This window comes from Rhodococcus sp. ACS1 (assembly GCF_002300155.1).
Lineage (GTDB): Bacteria > Actinomycetota > Actinomycetes > Mycobacteriales > Mycobacteriaceae > Rhodococcus_F > Rhodococcus_F koreensis.
In genome coordinates this window covers 1-16258 of sequence record NZ_NSDZ01000004.1, presented here as the reverse complement: position 1 = coordinate 16258, position 16258 = coordinate 1, and the positions used below count along the sequence as shown (strand labels likewise).

General features: G+C 65.7%; 14 protein-coding genes and 1 pseudogene. 7 read left to right on the top strand and 8 right to left on the bottom strand.

Going from position 1 to position 16258, the window contains the following annotated elements:
* Positions 1 to 3: 3 nt before the first annotated feature.
* The 3 genes from CJ179_RS12425 to CJ179_RS12415 form a co-directional block, all read right to left on the bottom strand.
* A complete protein-coding gene (locus tag CJ179_RS12425) occupies positions 4 to 2328 on the bottom strand; it encodes an FdhF/YdeP family oxidoreductase (RefSeq protein WP_095861721.1) in 2325 nt (774 codons plus the stop codon).
* Positions 2329 to 2468: 140 nt separating this feature from the next.
* The gene (locus tag CJ179_RS12420; RefSeq protein ID WP_095861720.1) at positions 2469 to 3101 is read right to left on the bottom strand and encodes an MBL fold metallo-hydrolase; all 633 of its coding nucleotides are present in this window, start codon (positions 3099 to 3101) and stop codon (positions 2469 to 2471) included.
* Positions 3098 to 4183 (bottom strand): S-(hydroxymethyl)mycothiol dehydrogenase, encoded by a 1086-nt coding sequence (locus CJ179_RS12415; protein WP_095861719.1) that lies wholly within the window; start codon positions 4181 to 4183, stop codon positions 3098 to 3100. Before CJ179_RS12415 ends, CJ179_RS12420 begins: the two co-directional genes overlap by 4 nt.
* A 675-nt stretch (positions 4184 to 4858) precedes the next feature.
* On the opposite strand from CJ179_RS12415, the gene CJ179_RS12410 reads away from it, so the two are divergent.
* Entirely contained in the window at positions 4859 to 6367 is a 1509-nt protein-coding gene (locus CJ179_RS12410; protein WP_095862645.1) for a BCCT family transporter, read from the top strand.
* Positions 6368 to 6462: 95 nt separating this feature from the next.
* On the opposite strand, the gene CJ179_RS12405 is transcribed toward CJ179_RS12410, so the two are convergent.
* The gene (locus CJ179_RS12405; RefSeq protein WP_095861718.1) at positions 6463 to 7689 is read right to left on the bottom strand and encodes an acyl-CoA desaturase; all 1227 of its coding nucleotides are present in this window, start codon (positions 7687 to 7689) and stop codon (positions 6463 to 6465) included.
* Positions 7690 to 8048: 359 nt separating this feature from the next.
* On the opposite strand from CJ179_RS12405, the gene CJ179_RS12400 reads away from it, so the two are divergent.
* Entirely contained in the window at positions 8049 to 8378 is a 330-nt protein-coding gene (locus tag CJ179_RS12400; RefSeq protein WP_095861717.1) for a WhiB family transcriptional regulator, read from the top strand.
* Positions 8379 to 8401: 23 nt separating this feature from the next.
* On the opposite strand, the pseudogene CJ179_RS12395 reads toward CJ179_RS12400, so the two are convergent.
* Positions 8402 to 8515 (bottom strand): annotated as a pseudogene (locus CJ179_RS12395) (RidA family protein); the annotation flags it as partial.
* A gap of 207 nt (positions 8516 to 8722) precedes the next feature.
* Between CJ179_RS12395 and CJ179_RS12390 the strand changes: the two are divergent.
* The 3 genes from CJ179_RS12390 (at position 8723) to CJ179_RS12380 (ending at position 12782) form a co-directional block, all read left to right on the top strand.
* On the top strand, positions 8723 to 11185 hold the full coding sequence (locus CJ179_RS12390) for an FAD-dependent oxidoreductase (protein ID WP_095861716.1): 2463 nt from the start codon (positions 8723 to 8725) through the stop codon (positions 11183 to 11185).
* An 89-nt stretch (positions 11186 to 11274) separates the two neighbouring features.
* Positions 11275 to 11895: a cyclodeaminase/cyclohydrolase family protein gene (locus CJ179_RS12385; protein WP_072951710.1), complete on the top strand. Its 621-nt coding sequence runs from the start codon at positions 11275 to 11277 to the stop codon at positions 11893 to 11895.
* Entirely contained in the window at positions 11892 to 12782 is an 891-nt protein-coding gene (locus tag CJ179_RS12380) for a bifunctional 5,10-methylenetetrahydrofolate dehydrogenase/5,10-methenyltetrahydrofolate cyclohydrolase (protein ID WP_095861715.1), read from the top strand. Before CJ179_RS12385 ends, CJ179_RS12380 begins: the two co-directional genes overlap by 4 nt.
* A gap of 84 nt (positions 12783 to 12866) precedes the next feature.
* Here CJ179_RS12380 and CJ179_RS12375 read toward each other — a convergent pair whose 3' ends face one another.
* Positions 12867 to 13532, bottom strand: coding sequence for a GntR family transcriptional regulator (locus CJ179_RS12375; RefSeq protein WP_371851628.1), 666 nt, complete (start codon positions 13530 to 13532; stop codon positions 12867 to 12869).
* Positions 13533 to 13754: 222 nt separating this feature from the next.
* Here CJ179_RS12375 and purU point away from each other — a divergent pair, with 222 nt between their 5' ends.
* Positions 13755 to 14603: a formyltetrahydrofolate deformylase gene (purU, locus tag CJ179_RS12370; protein WP_095861714.1), complete on the top strand. Its 849-nt coding sequence runs from the start codon at positions 13755 to 13757 to the stop codon at positions 14601 to 14603.
* Between the two features lie 22 nt (positions 14604 to 14625).
* The gene (locus tag CJ179_RS51345; protein WP_179377575.1) at positions 14626 to 14799 is read left to right on the top strand and encodes a hypothetical protein; all 174 of its coding nucleotides are present in this window, start codon (positions 14626 to 14628) and stop codon (positions 14797 to 14799) included.
* 109 nt (positions 14800 to 14908) lie between these two features.
* Here CJ179_RS51345 and CJ179_RS12365 read toward each other — a convergent pair whose 3' ends face one another.
* Positions 14909 to 15517 (bottom strand): 5-formyltetrahydrofolate cyclo-ligase, encoded by a 609-nt coding sequence (locus CJ179_RS12365; protein ID WP_095862644.1) that lies wholly within the window; start codon positions 15515 to 15517, stop codon positions 14909 to 14911.
* 108 nt (positions 15518 to 15625) lie between these two features.
* Positions 15626 to 16258, bottom strand: a 633-nt coding sequence (locus CJ179_RS12360; RefSeq protein WP_143548895.1) for a GntR family transcriptional regulator, incomplete at its 5' end; no start/stop codon positions are given.

Here is a 16258-nt window from a genome sequence, read left to right as displayed (position 1 = left end):
CGGTCAGCCCCGCCTCTCGAGGCGGATCGTGACCGCCTTCGACACCGGCGTGTTCGACTTTTTCGCGACGTGATCGAGCGGGATCAGCGGATTCGCCTCCGGATAATAGGCCGCCACATTCCCCCGCGGGGTCGGGTAGGGCACCAACCGGAAATCCTCCGCCCGCCGCTCCTCCACGCTGCCGTCCGGGGTCGTCCATTCGGAGACCAGGTCCACCCGATCCCCCGCCGCGTACCCGAGGGCGGTGATGTCGAGTTCGTTGATGAACAGCACCCGCCGGCCGCCCTTGACCCCGCGGTAGCGGTCGTCGAGACCGTAGATGGTGGTGTTGTACTGATCATGCGAGCGCATCGTCTGCAGGATCAGCCTGCCGTCCGGCACCGGCACCCAGGACAACTCGTTGACCGTGAAATTCGCCTTCCCCGTGTCGGTGTCGAAGCGGCGCTCGTCGCGGGGTGGGTGCGGCAACCCGAACCCGTCCGGCCCGCGCACCTTCCGGTTGAAGTCCGCGAACCCCGGGATCACCCGGGCAATGGAATCGCGGATCCGGTCGTAGTCGGCGGTGAACGCCGCCCACGGCACCGCATGCCCCGGCCCGAACAACGCCTGCGCGATCCCGCAGACGATGGCGACCTCGCTGCGCAACTGCTCGCTCGCCGGGGTGAGGCCGCCGCGGGACAGGTGCACCATCGACATCGAATCCTCGACCGTCACCTGCTGCTTGCGACCGTTTTGCACGTCCTTGTCGGTGCGGCCGAGCGAGGGCAGGATCAGCGCGGCCCGCCCGGTCACGAGGTGGGAGCGGTTCAGTTTCGTCGACACCTGCACCGTCAACGCACAGTTGCGTAGCGCCGCCTCGGTGGTCTCGGTGTCCGGGGTCGCGGAGACGAAGTTGCCGCCCATCCCGACGAACACCGACGCCGTCCCGTCCCGCATCGCCCGAATCGAATCAACCGCATCCAGACCGTGCGTGCGCGGGGACCGGATCCCGAACTCCGCATCCAACGCCGCCAAGAACGACTCGGGCATCTTCTCCCAGATCCCCATCGTCCGGTCACCCTGCACGTTGGAGTGCCCGCGCACCGGGCACACCCCCGCCCCCGGTTTGCCGATCATCCCCTGCAACAGCAGCAGGTTCACCGCATCCTGGATGGTCGCCACCCCGTGCGTCTGCTGCGTCAGTCCCATCGCCCAGCAGATGATGGTCTTCTTCGATCCGATCAACGCGTCCGCGGTGGCCCGGATCTGGTCGAGCGTCAACCCGGTGGCCGCCACCACCGTCCCCAGATCGACCCGCCGCAGGTGCGCCGCGCACGCCTCGAACCCGGCGGTGTGCCGGTCGATGAACTCCCGGTCCAGCACCGTCCCCGGTGCCGCGTCCTCGGCCTCGAGCAGCAACCGGCCCAAACCCTGGAACAGGGCCTGATCGCCGCCGATCCGGATCTGCAGGAACTCGTCCGCAATGGCCACGCCGTCACCGACCACCCCGTGCACCTTCTGCGGGTCCTTGAACCGCAGCAACCCCGCCTCCGGCAGCGGGTTGATCGCGATCACCCTCGCCCCATTCGCCTTCGCCTTCTCCAACGTCGAGAGCATCCGCGGATGATTCGTGCCCGGATTCTGGCCGGCGATCAGGATCAGATCCGCGTTCTCCAGGTCGGGGACCGACACCGACCCCTTCCCGATCCCGATCGTCTCCACCAACGCACTACCCGACGATTCGTGGCACATGTTCGAACAATCCGGCAGGTTGTTCGTCCCGAACGCCCGGATCATCAACTGATACACGAACGCCGCCTCATTACTGGTGCGCCCGGACGTGTAGAACACCGCCTCGTCCGGCGATCCCAGACCCCGCAGTTCGCCGGCGATCAACCCGAACGCCGCATCCCACCCAATCGGCTCGTAATGCGTGGCCCCCGGCAGCAACACCATCGGATGCGTCAGCCGGCCCTGCTGCCCCAACCAGAACTCGGTCCGACCCAACAACTCCGCCACCGAATGCTGGGCGAAGAACTCCGGGGTCACCGTCCGGGTCGTCGCCTCCTCCGCGACCGCCTTCGCCCCGTTCTCACAGAACTCCGCATGCTTACGGTGCCCCGGAGTCTCCGGCCACGCACACCCCGGACAGTCGAACCCGTGCCGCTGATTCAGCCGGAAGAAGGTCCGCGCCGTACGCACCGGACCCATCTGCTCCACCCCACGCCTGAGCGACACCAACACCGCAGGAACACCCGCCGCATAGGACTTCTCGTGCGTGACGACGACATCGTCCTCGTCGAAGGTGTACCTGTCGGTGGCCTCGGGGCGGTCGGTGGTGTCGGTCATCGAATCAGCGTCCTCAGGGTGTGCCGGTGTTTCTCAGCGTTCTCGGTGTCGTTCTCGGTGTTTCTCAGTGTCGTTCTCGGTGTTTCTCAGTGTCGTTCTCGGTGTTTCTCAGTGCCGTTCTCGGTGTTTCTCAGTGTTTCTCAGTGTCCTCGGGCAATCCACTCGGCGAGATGCGGGGCCTCGGTACCGATCGTGGTCCCGTCCCCGTGCCCGGTATGGACGAGCGTCTCCTCGGGCAACGCGAACAACCGGTCCCGGATCGACCCGATGATCGTCGGGAAATCCGAGAACGACCGACCCGTGGCGCCCGGACCACCCGAGAACAGGGTGTCCCCCGAGAACAACGCCCCGACCTCCGGCAGATACAGGCACACCGACCCCGGCGAATGCCCCGGCGCGTGGATCACCCGGATCTCGGTACCCGCGATCGCGATCCGCTGCCCGTCCTCGAGATTCCAGTACTTGCCGTCGGGGTGGCTCATCTTCCACAACACGTCATCACCCGGATGCAGCAACACCGGGGCGTGCAACCGCCCGGCCAGCTCCGGGGCGACGGTGACGTGATCGTTGTGCCCGTGCGTGCAGATCACCGCGTTCACGTGCCGGCCCCCGACCGCGTCGACGATCGGCTGCGCACTGTGCGCGGCGTCCACGATCACCACATCGGTGTCGTCCCCAACCAGCCAGATGTTGTTCTCGACACTCCACTCCCCACCGTCGAGGGCGAACGTGCCCTCCGTGACGACCCGCTCGATCCGCAACCGCCCGCTCACAGCACGACCACCGAACGCAGCACCTCACCGGCATGCATCCGGTGAAACGCCTCCTCGACCTCGTCGATCTTGATCCGCTCGGTCACGAACTTCTCCAGCGGCAGCCGGCCCTGCTGGAACAGATCCACCAGCATCGGGAAGTCGCGTTCGGGCAGGCAGTCGCCGTACCACGACGACTTCAGGGATCCGCCGCGGGAGAAGAAGTCGATCAACGGCATCTCCAACCGCATGTCCGGGGTCGGAACACCCACCAGCACCACGGTGCCGGCCAGGTCGCGGGCGTAGAACGCCTGCTTCCACGTCTCCGGACGCCCGACCGCGTCGATCACCACATCCGCACCGAAACCGCCGGTCAGCTCCCGCACCGCCTCTACCGCGTCCACCTCGCCGCCGTTGACCGTGTGCGTCGCACCCAGATCCTTCGCCCACTCGAGCTTCTTCTCGTCCCGGTCGATCGCGATGATCTTGTTCGCCCCGGCCAGCCGGGCACCCATGATCGCCGCATCCCCGACCCCGCCGCAGCCGATGACGGCGACGGTGTCGCCGCGGCCCACGTTGCCGGTGTTCACCGCCGCACCGAGGCCGGCCATCACCCCGCACCCGAGCAGCCCGACGACCGCCGGGTCCGCGGAGGCGTCGACCTTGGTGCACTGCCCCGCATGAACGAGGGTCTTGTCGGCGAACGCGCCGATCCCCAGCGCCGGGGTCAGTTCGGTGCCGTCCTCGAGCGTCATCCTCTGCGCCGCGTTGTGGGTGTCGAAACAGTACTGCGGGCGACCGCGCTTACACGCCCGGCACTGACCACACACCGCCCGCCAGTTCAGCACCACGAAATCGCCGACCGCCACCGACGTCACACCCTCGCCGACACTCTCCACGATCCCGGACGCCTCGTGCCCGAGCAGGAACGGGAACTCGTCATTGATCCCACCATCGCGGTAGGTCAGATCCGTGTGGCACACACCGCACGCCGCGATATCCACCACCACCTCACCCGGACCGGGGTCCGGAATGTTGACGGTCGCGATCTCGACGGGGGCACCCTTGGAGCGGGCGATGACGCCTCGTACCTGCTGCGGCATGGAAGGCACTCCTACATTTCTGGGCCTGTCGGCGACACGCGGTGCGCTCCGAGGCTGTCGTACCAAATTGTCGATAACTAATATATCAATACTCGAATGCGAACGGAAGACATTGGCGCATTTACCCGCGCGGACGCATAACCGCTGGCCAACCGGCCGAGACACACCTCCGCGCACGACGAGCGTCCGCCGACCACGACTCGGCGGCCCCGCCCGGCGGCGACGCGGTCACCGCACCCTCGACGTCGTCGAATCTTGTTGCACTAAAGCCATATCCGCCGCAACATAGCCGACTCACACCCCGCCGATCGGCCCGCCCGGCACCTGCATGACCACGTCGACCACGGGTGTCGAAACCGTGGATGTGAGCTGGAACATTCCGTCGTCAGCACTTGACATAGATCACAGTTGCGCTCACTCTTGTTCCCCGTGGAACACCTCGTTGCGCATTAAGCAACAGCAGCCAAACGGGATGATCTCCCGCACTGGCACTCCGCACTCCGTCCACACACCTACTCAGCGACACGCTGCAGGGAGACTGATGTGACAACACAAGGCAACCCAATCGAAGCGGATACCGAAACGCGGCCTCATCAACCACCCGATCCCGACGTTACCGACCCCCTCGCCGTCAACGAATCGAAGGGCACGACCCCGAACGGTACCGATCGGGTGGTGTTCGGCGTCACGGCCGCCATCGTGGTGGCGATCCTGGCATGGGGACTGCTGTGGCCGGCGAGCCTGACCACCGCGACGTCGTCGATCCTGGACTGGGTGGTGACCAACCTGGGCTGGCTGTTCATAGTCTCCGCCACCGGGTTCGTGCTGTTCGCTGTGTGGCTGGCGCTGAGCCGGTACGGGCGAATTCCACTCGGCGGGGACGGGGAGAAACCAGAGTTCAGAACGGTCAGCTGGGTTGCGATGATGTTCAGCGCCGGCATGGGGATCGGTCTGATCTTCTGGGGCGTGACCGAACCTCTGACCCATTTCGTTCAGCCACCACCGGGAATCGGCGATTCCACGGTGGGCACCGCGATGGCGACCGCACTTTTTCATTGGGGACTGCACCCGTGGTCGATGTATGCAGTGGTCGGTCTGTCGATCGCATACGGCACGTATCGAATGGGGCGGAAGCAGCTCATCAGCTCCTCGTTCATTCCCCTCATCGGCCGCCGCGCCGAGGGACCGATCGGCAAGGTAATCGACATCCTCGCGATCTTCGCGACCATGTTCGGCACCGCGGCGTCACTGGGTCTGGGAGCACTCCAAATCGGTTCGGGAATCAAGGTTCTCGGCTGGATGAGCCAGGCCGGGACGCTTCTGCTCGTCGCGATCGTCGCCATACTCACCCTGGCGTTCGTGGCCTCGGCCGTTTCCGGTATCTCGCGCGGAATTCAATGGCTGTCGAACATCAACATGGTGCTCGCGCTTGTTCTGGCCGTCTTCGTCTTCGTCGCCGGTCCCACCGTGTTCATCTTGAATCTGCTGCCCACCACGTTGGGTGACTACGCCGCCGAAATTGCCAGTATGTCGGCACGCTCGGCTGCATCCGGCGATGCCTCGACCGAAACATGGCTCTCCTCGTGGACCATCTTCTACTGGGCGTGGTGGATTTCGTGGACCCCCTTCGTCGGGATGTTCCTGGCCCGGATCAGCAGGGGCCGGACGATTCGTCAGTTCGTCGTCGGCGTCATCCTCATTCCGAGCTCGGTGAGCCTGGTGTGGTTCGCCGTCTTCGGCGGGGCAGCGATCGGCGAACAGAGTCAGGGCACCGACCTGTTCTCCCGAGGAACCCCGGAATCGCAGCTGTTCGGCATGCTGGATCACCTGCCGCTTGCGGGCGCATCGTCGATTCTGGTGATGGCTCTCGTCGCGATCTTCTTCGTCTCCGGCGCCGACGCTGCTTCGATCGTCATGGGGACGCTGTCCCAGCGCGGCACGTTGGAACCTTCCCGCAGGACTGTCGCGTTCTGGGGTGTGGTCACCGGAGGCGTTGCGGTGCTCATGCTGTGGATCGGAGGAACGGACGCACTGAACGGCCTCCAAACGATGACCATCATCGTGGCAGCACCCTTCGTGATCGTGATGATCGGCATGTGCATCTCGCTGTATCGCGACATCACCCGAGATCCCCTGGTCGCGGACAAGCAGAAGGCGCCGCGGATTCCCACTTTCCGCCGGTAGCCCGAGCGACGGCGAGGTCCTGTTTCGTATCCGGTGGATATGAAACAGGACCTCGCCGTTTTTCCGCTTCCCGTCTGCGCCGACGCGGCTTTGTCCTATCGATTCAGGAAACCGCGCCGCCGCTTCCGAAGGATCGCCGTCTTCAGCCCCTGGCGACGTCCGGTGGCCGGATCAATTGTCGCCGTGGTGTTTCCACCGAACTTGCGCTCCGACGCCGTCTCCGGCGCGTCATCCGTGGTCGCCTCGAGGTACTTGTTCGGCAATGACAGCTTGGCGATGGTCCGCCACGACTTCGCGTACTGCACCAGGAACGGGCCGGTCGTGTACGGCAGGTCGTACTTCTCGCACAGCGCCCGCACCCGCACCGCGATCTCCGCATACCGATTGCTCGGCAGGTCGGGGAACAGGTGGTGCTCGATCTGGTAGCTCAGGTTGCCGGACATGAAGTCCATCAGCCTGCTGCCCTCGATGTTGGCGCTACCGAGCATCTGGCGCAGGTACCACTCGGGCTGCGTCTCCTTGTCGATGTCGGCCTTCGTGAACTTCTCGGCGCCGTCCGGAAAGTGCCCGCAGAAGATGATCGCGTTCGCCCACACGTTGCGGATGGTGTTCGCCGCGAAGTTCGCCGTGATCGTGCTCTTCCATGCCGGGCCGGTGAGGGCCGGGTAGATCACGTAATCCTTGACCAGCTGCTTGCCGATCTTCGTGCCGACCTCGCGGGCCTTCTGTTTCGTCTCCGGGCTGAGGTCACCCCGCTTGACCACCTTGCCGAGCTCGAGGTGCTGCACAGCGACGCCCCACTGGAAGAACAGCGTCAGCAGGGTGTTGTAGACGAGATTGCCGGTATTGAACGGCCGCCACCGCTGGTCGCGAGTGACCCGGAGCAGGCCGTATCCCACGTCGTCGTCCATGCCGAGAACGTTGGTGTACTTGTGGTGCAGATAGTTGTGCGTCTGCTTCCAGTGCGCGGATGGATCGTGGATATCCCATTCCCACGACGTGGAGTGGATTTCCGGATCGTTCATCCAGTCCCACTGCCCGTGCATCACGTTGTGGCCGAGTTCCATGTTCTCGATGATCTTCGAGACACCGAGCATGCCCGCCCCGAGCAGCCATGCCGGCCGTCTGCGACTCCCGAACAGCACTGCGCGGCCGCCGATCTCGAGCGAACGCTGCAACCTGATGGTGTTCCGCACGTAGCGCGCGTCGCGCTCCCCGCGAGATTCTTCGATTTCGCGGCGGATCGCATCCAACTCGCGCCCGAGCGCCTCGACATCGGCTTCGGTGAGATGTGCGTATTCCTTGACATCTGCAATCGCCATGGCAACCCTTCCTGGCTTGGCATGCTCGAACGACGCATGTCGCGTCGTCGGCTCTTCGCGATTCGTAACCTACGGTACCGTAGGTAAGTGTTACCTTACACACCCGAAGCCGGGATCGAGAGGGGGCGACGACGCGAATCCCGCGACCCGGCCACAGCACCCGAAGAGCATCGGAGTGTGAGATACACTGCAAAGGAACAGCTTTGATGCCGATTCGTGTGGTCCACTCCGGACGATGCAGGCCGGGCGCCGCCGCCCGCCGCACACGAGGCCAACCCGCGCCCTCCCGTCGCGGGTACAGATCAGCCTGAGCCCAGTCGGCCGACACCATCCACTACGCGTACAACTATGGAGTCGAAATGTCGCTGCAGAACTTCACAGCAGTCGTTGCACCGCCGGATGGAGTGGACTGGCGCCTACGAGCACGATGCCGATCCGAGGGCATGGACGTCTTCTTCCCCCCGGACGGCGAAAGCAAACCCCGCCGCATCGAACGCGAACGCGCAGCCAAGGACATTTGCGCGGCCTGCCCGGTGATCGACCTGTGCAGAGATCACGCACTGGCATCGAAGGAATCACACGGGGTATGGGGCGGCATGTCGGAGTCCGACCGCCGCAAGAGCGCCTCCATCGGTCGAGAAATACGATTTCGGAGTCTGCAACTACTGCAGCGCTACCAGCAGGATTGACGGGCTCCGACCGGCTTCGCCCCTCAGTCGACCTCGACGACGATCTCCACCTCGACCGGCGCATCGATCGGGAGCACGGCAACCCCGACCGCCGAACGGGCATGCACCCCGGCGGCGCCGAAGATCTCCGTGAGCAACGTGTATAGCAGGTCATCGAGCGAGGGTTGACCCGCTACGTGACACACACTACAGTGCTTGATATATCAGTTGTCGACATCGCTCTTCCCGCTTGCCGATCATCCGTTCCCGCTCGCACTTGTCGCGTGTACGACCAAGGCGCAGTGTGCAATACGGACGATCCGCGGAGTGCAGGCGATCGCACATCCACTTCAGGAAGGACCATCATGGGTTCACCGCGCGTCGTGATCATCGGAGCCGGCATCGTCGGTGCGAACCTGGCCGACGAGCTCACCGCTCGCGGCTGGGACAAGATCACCGTCCTCGACCAGGGGCCGCTGCCACTGACCGGCGGCTCCACCTCCCACGCGCCGGGGCTGGTGTTCCAGACGAACGCCTCGAAGACGATGACCGAACTCGCCCGCTACACCGTCGAGAAGTTCCTCAGCCTCGACGTCGACGGCCAGTGGTGCTTCAACCAACTCGGCGGCCTCGAGATCGCCACCACCGAGGAACGGTTGGCGGACCTGCACCGCAAGCAGGGCTGGGCCACCTCCTGGGGCATCGACGGCAGCGTCCTCGACCCGGCCGAGTGCGCGAAACTGCACCCCCTCCTCGACGAGAAGCGGGTCCTCGGCGGCCTCTACGTGGAAACCGACGGCCTCGCCAAGGCCGCCCGCGTCGTCGTCGCCCTCGCCCGCCGCGCCGAGGCCCGCGGTGCCGTGTTCCAGGGTTCGACGAAGGTGATCGGCATCGAGCACCACGGCGGCAAGGTCACCGGCGTCACCACCAACCACGGCACCATCCCCGCCGACATCGTCGTCTCCTGCGCCGGATTCTGGGGCCCCGAACTCGGCGAACTCGTCGGCATGGACGTCCCACTCCTGCCGCTGGCGCACCAGTACGCCACCACCGACCAGATCCCCGAACTCGTCGGCCGCAACACCACCCTCGCCGAGGCCGGCTTCCCGATCCTGCGGCACCAGGACCAGGACCTCTACTTCCGCGAGCACGTCGACCGCCTCGGCATCGGCACCTACGCACACCGCCCGATGCCGGTGAACACCCGCACCCTGACCGACAGCGCCGACATCTCCGACTCCGCCATGCCCTCGATGCTGGCGTTCACCGAAGAGGACTTCGCACCGTCGTGGGAGCAGTCCAAGCTGCTGCTGCCCTGCCTCGAGACCGCGAAGATCGAGCACGGCTTCAACGGGGTGTTCTCCTTCACCCCCGACGGCGGCCCGCTCATCGGCGAATCCCCCGACATCACCGGATTCTGGATCGCCGAGGCCGTGTGGGTCACCCACTCCGCCGGCGTCGCCCGCGCCGTCGCGCAACTGCTCGTCGACGGCCGCTCCGAGGTCGAACTGCACGGCTGCGACGTGCACCGGTTCGAGGACATCCAACTCGACCCCGACTACGTCAGCGAAACCTCCCAACAGAACTTCGTCGAAATCTACGACGTCATGCACCCCCTGCAACCGAAACAATCCCCCCGTGACATCCGGGTCAGCCCGTTCCACGCCCGCCAGAGCGAACTCGGCGCCGTCTTCCTCGAGGGCGCCGGCTGGGAACGCCCGCACTGGTACGAGGCCAACGCGCACCTGCTCGACCAGCTTCCTGCCCAGTGGCAGCCGCCGGCCCGCGAACCCTGGGCCGCGATGTTCCACTCCCCCATCGCCGCCGCCGAGGCCTGGAAGACCCGCACCTCGGTGGCGATGTACGACATGACCCCCCTCAAACGGCTCGAGGTCTCCGGCCCCGGCGCCCTGGCCCTGCTCGAACCGCTGACCACCGGCAAGATGGACAAAACCGTCGGCGCGGTCACCTACACCCTCGCCCTCGACACCGCCGGCGGCATCCGCAGCGACCTCACCGTCGCCCGCCTGGCCGACACCGTCTTCCAGATCGGCGCCAACAGCAACCTCGACCTCGACTACCTGCGCCGCCACGCCCCCACCGACGGCACCGTCCAGATCCGCGACATCACCGGCGGCACCTGCTGCATCGGCCTGTGGGGACCCCGCGCCCGCGACCTGGTCCAGGCCATCAGCCGCGACGACTTCTCCAACGACACCTTCAAATACTTCCGCTCCAAGCAGGTCCGGATCGGCGGCATCCCGGTCACCGCGATGCGCCTGTCCTACGTCGGCGAACTCGGCTGGGAGCTCTACACCACCGCCGACAACGGCCAACGCCTCTGGGACGTGCTCTGGGCCGAAGGGCGCAAGCATCAGATCATCGCCGCCGGCCGGGCCGCATTCAACAGCCTCCGGATGGAGAAGGGCTACCGCTCCTGGGGCACCGACATGACCACCGAACACAACCCCTACGAGGCCGGACTCGGGTTCGCCGTCCGCCCCCAGAAGGGCGACTTCGTCGGCCGCGACGCACTCGACGGTGTGTCCGACGACACCGTCACGCGGCGCCTCGCCTGCCTGACGATCGACGACCGCACCTCCGTGGTGCTGGGCCACGAACCCGTCTACCTCGACGGCCAGCCCGCCGGCTACGTCACCAGCGCCGCCTACGGCCACACCGTCGGCGCCCCCATCGCCTACGCCTGGCTACCCGCCACCGCCGGCACCGGCAGCACCGTCGAGATCGACTACTTCGGCACCCGCATCCCCGCCACCATCGTCGCCGAACCCCTCGTCGACCCCGAAATGAAAAAAATCCGAGCATAAACCACACCGGTGCCGGCCCGCTCCGCGAGTGGGCCGGCACCCTGTTCGGTCATTGCAGCGCCCGCCCACAGAAGAGGAAGACCACGCTGATGCAACAGGAAACCATCAGTTCATTTCTGGACTCACTCGCCGCACGGGTTCCCGCGCCGGGTGGCGGCGCAACTGCCGCGCTGCACGTCGGGCAGGCCGCGGCCCTGGTGGCAATGGTCGCCCGATATACGACCGGAGACCGGTACGCGGAGCACTCCGCTCTGGTCGAGCGGGTGTGCACCAGCGCGGATGCGCTGCGGGGCAAGGCGTTGCAGTTCGCCGAGGACGACATGGCCGCCTTCACGTCCGTGATCGATGCTTACAAACTTCCCAAGGGCACAGACGAAGAGAACGCCGCGCGTTCCGCAGCGATCGAAGGTGCCCTGGTGAACGCGGCTCGGGTTCCCGTCGAGGTGATCGATGCAGCAGCGGCGGTGGTCACGCTCGCCGAAGAACTCGGTCCCGTCGCAAACCGCAATGTCGTCAGTGACGTCGCGGCCGCGACGGAGGCGGCCCGGGCCGCGGCCACGACCGCACGGGTCAACGTCGAGATCAACCTGCCGGGCATCACCGACCCGGCCATCCGACAATCGCTCATCGACAGCGCCGCCGGCGTCGACGCACTCGCCGACCGTGCCGACGCAGTGACTGCCCAAGTGAGAAAGCAACTGAACTCATGACCAGAATTCTGGGTGGCTCCGATCTGGCAGCCGCAATCCGCAACGATGCGTCGGTCGCGGCGGCCGCGCTCACCGAGATCGGGATCCGGCCCAAGCTGGCGGTCGTGCTGGCCACCGCCGACGAGTCCACCGCCTGGTACGTCCGATCCATCGCCGGCGCCGCCCGACGCACCGGAATCGAGTGCGACATCGTCGATCTCGGGCCGGAGGCGACGACCGAAGAGATTCACGCCGTCCTCGTCGAACTCGGCCACGACCCGGATGTGCACGGCATCATCCTGCAGACCCCGCTACCGGACGGCACCGATCTCGACCTTCTGCGGGAAGCGATCAATCCCGGCAAGGACATCGACGGCACAAACCCGGTCAGCCTCGGTCGGCTGATCGCGCACCTGCCGGCCTTCGCGCCCGCCACTGCACAGGCAGTGCTCGCGTTGCTCGACCACCACGGAATCGATCTGCGCGGCAAGACCGCCACCGTGGTGGGACGGTCGACGGTCGTCGGGACCCCCGTTGCGCATCTGCTCGTGCAGCGTGACGCGACGGTGACCGTGTGCCACCGGCACACCGCCGATCTGGTGGCGGGTACCCGTTCTGCCGATATCGTCGTCGTTGCGGTGGGGATTCCGAGACTGATCACGGCGGAGCACATCAGCGATGGTGCCGTGGTGATCGACGTCGGTACGACTGCCACCGACGACGGGCAACTCCTCGGCGACGTCGACGCAGACTCGGTGGACGGGCGCGCCGGTGCGCTGACCCCGGTTCCTGGTGGGGTGGGACCGGTGACGACGGCGCTGTTGCTCAATCACACCGTCGATGCGGCGTCGACCCAGAGCGCCGTGAGGCGAGCCGCGAGCCTCGTCGGGCTGCAGAGCAGCCGCTGAAAGTCTTGGTGGGTAATCGGTCTTTCCGGGGAGGGTTCGCCCGATTACCCACCATCCTGTCGGTGCCGCGCCGCGGCCCGGGTACTAGATGATGGTGCGTACTGCCTGCTCGAACCCGGTGACATGCCGGCGTGCGATATCCGCAGCGAGGTCCGCCTGCCCGCCGGCAATCGCGCGCAACAGTTCTCCGTGCTCTCCGACGTGCTGGGGAACCGACGGCAGCCGTTCGAGAAAGAGGCAGAAGATCCGAGTCGCGAGATTGTCGTACCGGACGAGGACATCTTCGAGGTGTGGGTTGCGTGAGGCCCGATATATGGTCCGGTGCACGGTGAGATCCCACCGCATCAATTCGTGCCGCTCGATTCCGAGAACGTCGAGCTCGTCTGTCTTGTCGGCCATGTCGAGGAGCAACTGGCGAAGAGTCGGCGAGGCCCCTTCCGCCGCTCGGCGTGCCGCCACGGGCTCGAGGTGGGCTCGGATCTCGGAGATGTGGCCGAGGTCGGCGACGTCGACGCCGGTCGCGAAGGTTCCACGACGAGGAAATGACACCACGAGGCGTTCCGCTTCGAGTCGCTTGAGAGCTTCTCGGACCGGGGTCCGCCCGACACCGAGCTGTTCGGCGAGGTCACCTTCGACGATCGCGTCGTTGGGGCGGATGTCGAGCATGATCAGCTTGTCCTGGATCGCCGTGTAGGCGCGGTCCGCGAGAGAAGTCACGCCGTGCTCCGCTGATACCGCCTCCAGCCTCATGAGCGTCATCCTAGCGTTTCCCTTCTCCAACTCTTGACCCGTTCTTCTACACCTGAAATACTAGTACCAATCTGATATATCAGTCTAGTAGGACTGGGACTCCAGAAGAGCGCATGTGATGCTGACGTCGCCGGCAACGGAAGGTGGGGCGGCGACAGCACCGAACCGATATCCCCCGAACACCGATGCTGCCCGGCAGCGTCCAGCCCCGAGGAGACGCACATGACCGAAACCTTCACCTTGACGCTCAGCAGCGCTCAGCGCCCCGGAATCGTCCACGCCGTCAGTTCCTTTCTGTTCGAGCAGAACTGCGACATCGCCGAGCACCAGCAGTTCGACGACACGCAGAACGACGCCTTCTTCCTCCGCACGTCGTTCGTCTCCTCCGGCAATCTCGACATCGATCGACTGACGAGCGAGTTTCGCAGTGTCGCCGACAAGTTCGGCATGACGTTCAGCTTCAACGGGTGCAGCGTGCCGCGTGTTGTCGTGATGGTCTCGAAGATGGGGCATTGCCTCAACGACCTCATCTTCCGGTGGCGCGCCGGCAATCTCGGAGCAGAGCTGGTCGCTGTCGTCTCCAACCACGAGGTCCTTCGTCCCATGGCCGAAGCGGCCGGCCTGCCTTTCATCCACATTCCCGTGACGGCCGCGACGAAGCCGCAGGCCGAGGCGCAGCTCCTCGACCTCGTGGACGAGTACGACGCAGACCTGGTCGTCCTCGCGCGGTACATGCAGGTGCTGTCGGACGACGCATGCCGCAAGCTCCACGGCCGCGCGATCAACATTCATCATTCCTTCCTGCCCGGTTTCAAGGGCGCCAAGCCCTACCACCAGGCCTTCGACCGGGGCGTCAAGCAGGTCGGCGCCACCGCCCACTACGTCACACCGGACCTGGACGAAGGTCCCATCATCGAGCAGGAAGTCATCCGCATCGATCACAGCCACGACCCCGCACGTCTGGCCACCGTCGGCCAGGATGCCGAAGCACTGGCATTGTCCCGCGCCGTGCGCTGGCACTGCGAGAACCGTGTCCTTCTGCACGGGCACAGGACCGTCATCTTCAGCTGACGAGCTATCGAAAGATTCCACGATGAGACGACTGTCAGTGCAGCACGGCGCGAGAACCGACGAGTACTCGACCGGTTTCACCGCTCACGTACTCGACGGCGGCATACTTCGGATCCTCGCCCCGGACAAGCAGATTGCCGCGTCGTATCCACCGGCCAGCTGGACCATTCTGGCCTGCCTGCCGGAAGGCCGTTGAAAACGCCTGCCGGACTTCGACTCGGCGGTTCACGACGAAACCAGAAATGACTGCAGGCCGCCGCTGATGTGCGGCGGCCTGCAGCGTCGGAGGTCGTCTCGTGTGCTGCCTACGTGCGGGACCCGACGAATTCCGCGGGTTCGAGCGCCTGCAACCCACCCGACGGAGTGAGGGCATGGGTCATCCGGATGTCGTGCGGCTCGTCCGGAAGTGCATCGACCAGCTCGGCGTCATTGACCACGGCGATCAACGGGACGTCGCCGTCGACCATCGCCAGGCTGCGGTCGTAGTAGCCGGCCCCTCGTCCCAATCGGACTCCCCGACAGTCGACCGCAAGCGCCGGCACGATGATCGCATCCGCGCGGGCCAACCCTCCGGGCCCGAGATCCGGACCGGTTGGTTCACGCAGCCCGAACGCAGCAGGGCTCAGATCGGCCGGTCCGGTGTACAGGGCCCACGACAGCGGGCTGTTCACGACGGTGAAGGGAAGCAGCACCTGAACCCCCGCGTCCACCAGCGCATCCAGCATCGCAACGGACCCTGGTTCGCTATCCATCGGAACATAGGCGGCCACAGTCTGTCCTGGCCGCGCCACCTTCCCGATATGGTCGGCGATGCGCCTGCTCGCGCGGTCCCTGTCGTCGATGGTCTGTTGCTTACGCGCGTGGAGAACTCGTCGCCTCCATGCGTCCTTGCCATCGATGTCGTGAAAAGTCATGTCGAATTCCACCAGTCGTAGTAAATGATCGGCCTCGGCTACGGCTTCGCCGCCCTTGCGCCTTTCTGGTAGCGGGAACAACCAGAAAGGCGCACGGGCGCGGAGCGCCTACAGCAGGTTTCGGATAGCCGCTTCGAAACCGCTGACGTGCCCGAGCGTCAACGACGTAGCGGTGTCCTCTTCGCCGTCGACGATCGCCCTCAGAAGGGTGATGTGCTCGCGGACGTGGCTGGCGACGTCGGGGAGTCGGTCGAGGAACAGGCACCAGATGCGGGTGGCGTGGGCGTCGAGGCTGACGAGGATGTCCTCGAGGTGCGGGTTGCCCGAGGCCCGGTAGATCTCGCGGTGCACGTGGACGTCCTTGCGCAGCACCTCGCGGGGGTCCTCGGTGTCGGAGATCTCGGCGATGTCGGCGGCGAGCGCGGCGAGTCGGGCCCGGGCGTCCTGGGTCGCGGAGCGCGCGGCGCGGGCGGCGGCGGTCGGTTCGAGTCGTTTGCGGATCTCGGAGATGTCGGCGAGGTCGGTCATGTCGACGGCGGTGGCGAAGGTGCCGCGGCGGGGGTAGGCGACGACGAGGCGTTCGCGTTCGAGGCGCTTGAGGGCCTCGCGCACCGGGGTGCGGCCGAAACCGAGTTCCTCGGCGAGGCGGTCGTCGTTGATCGGCTCACCCGGCCGGATATCGAGCATGACCAGGCGTTCGCGGATGATCTCGTACGCGCGTTCAGCGTTGGTGCCGCCCTT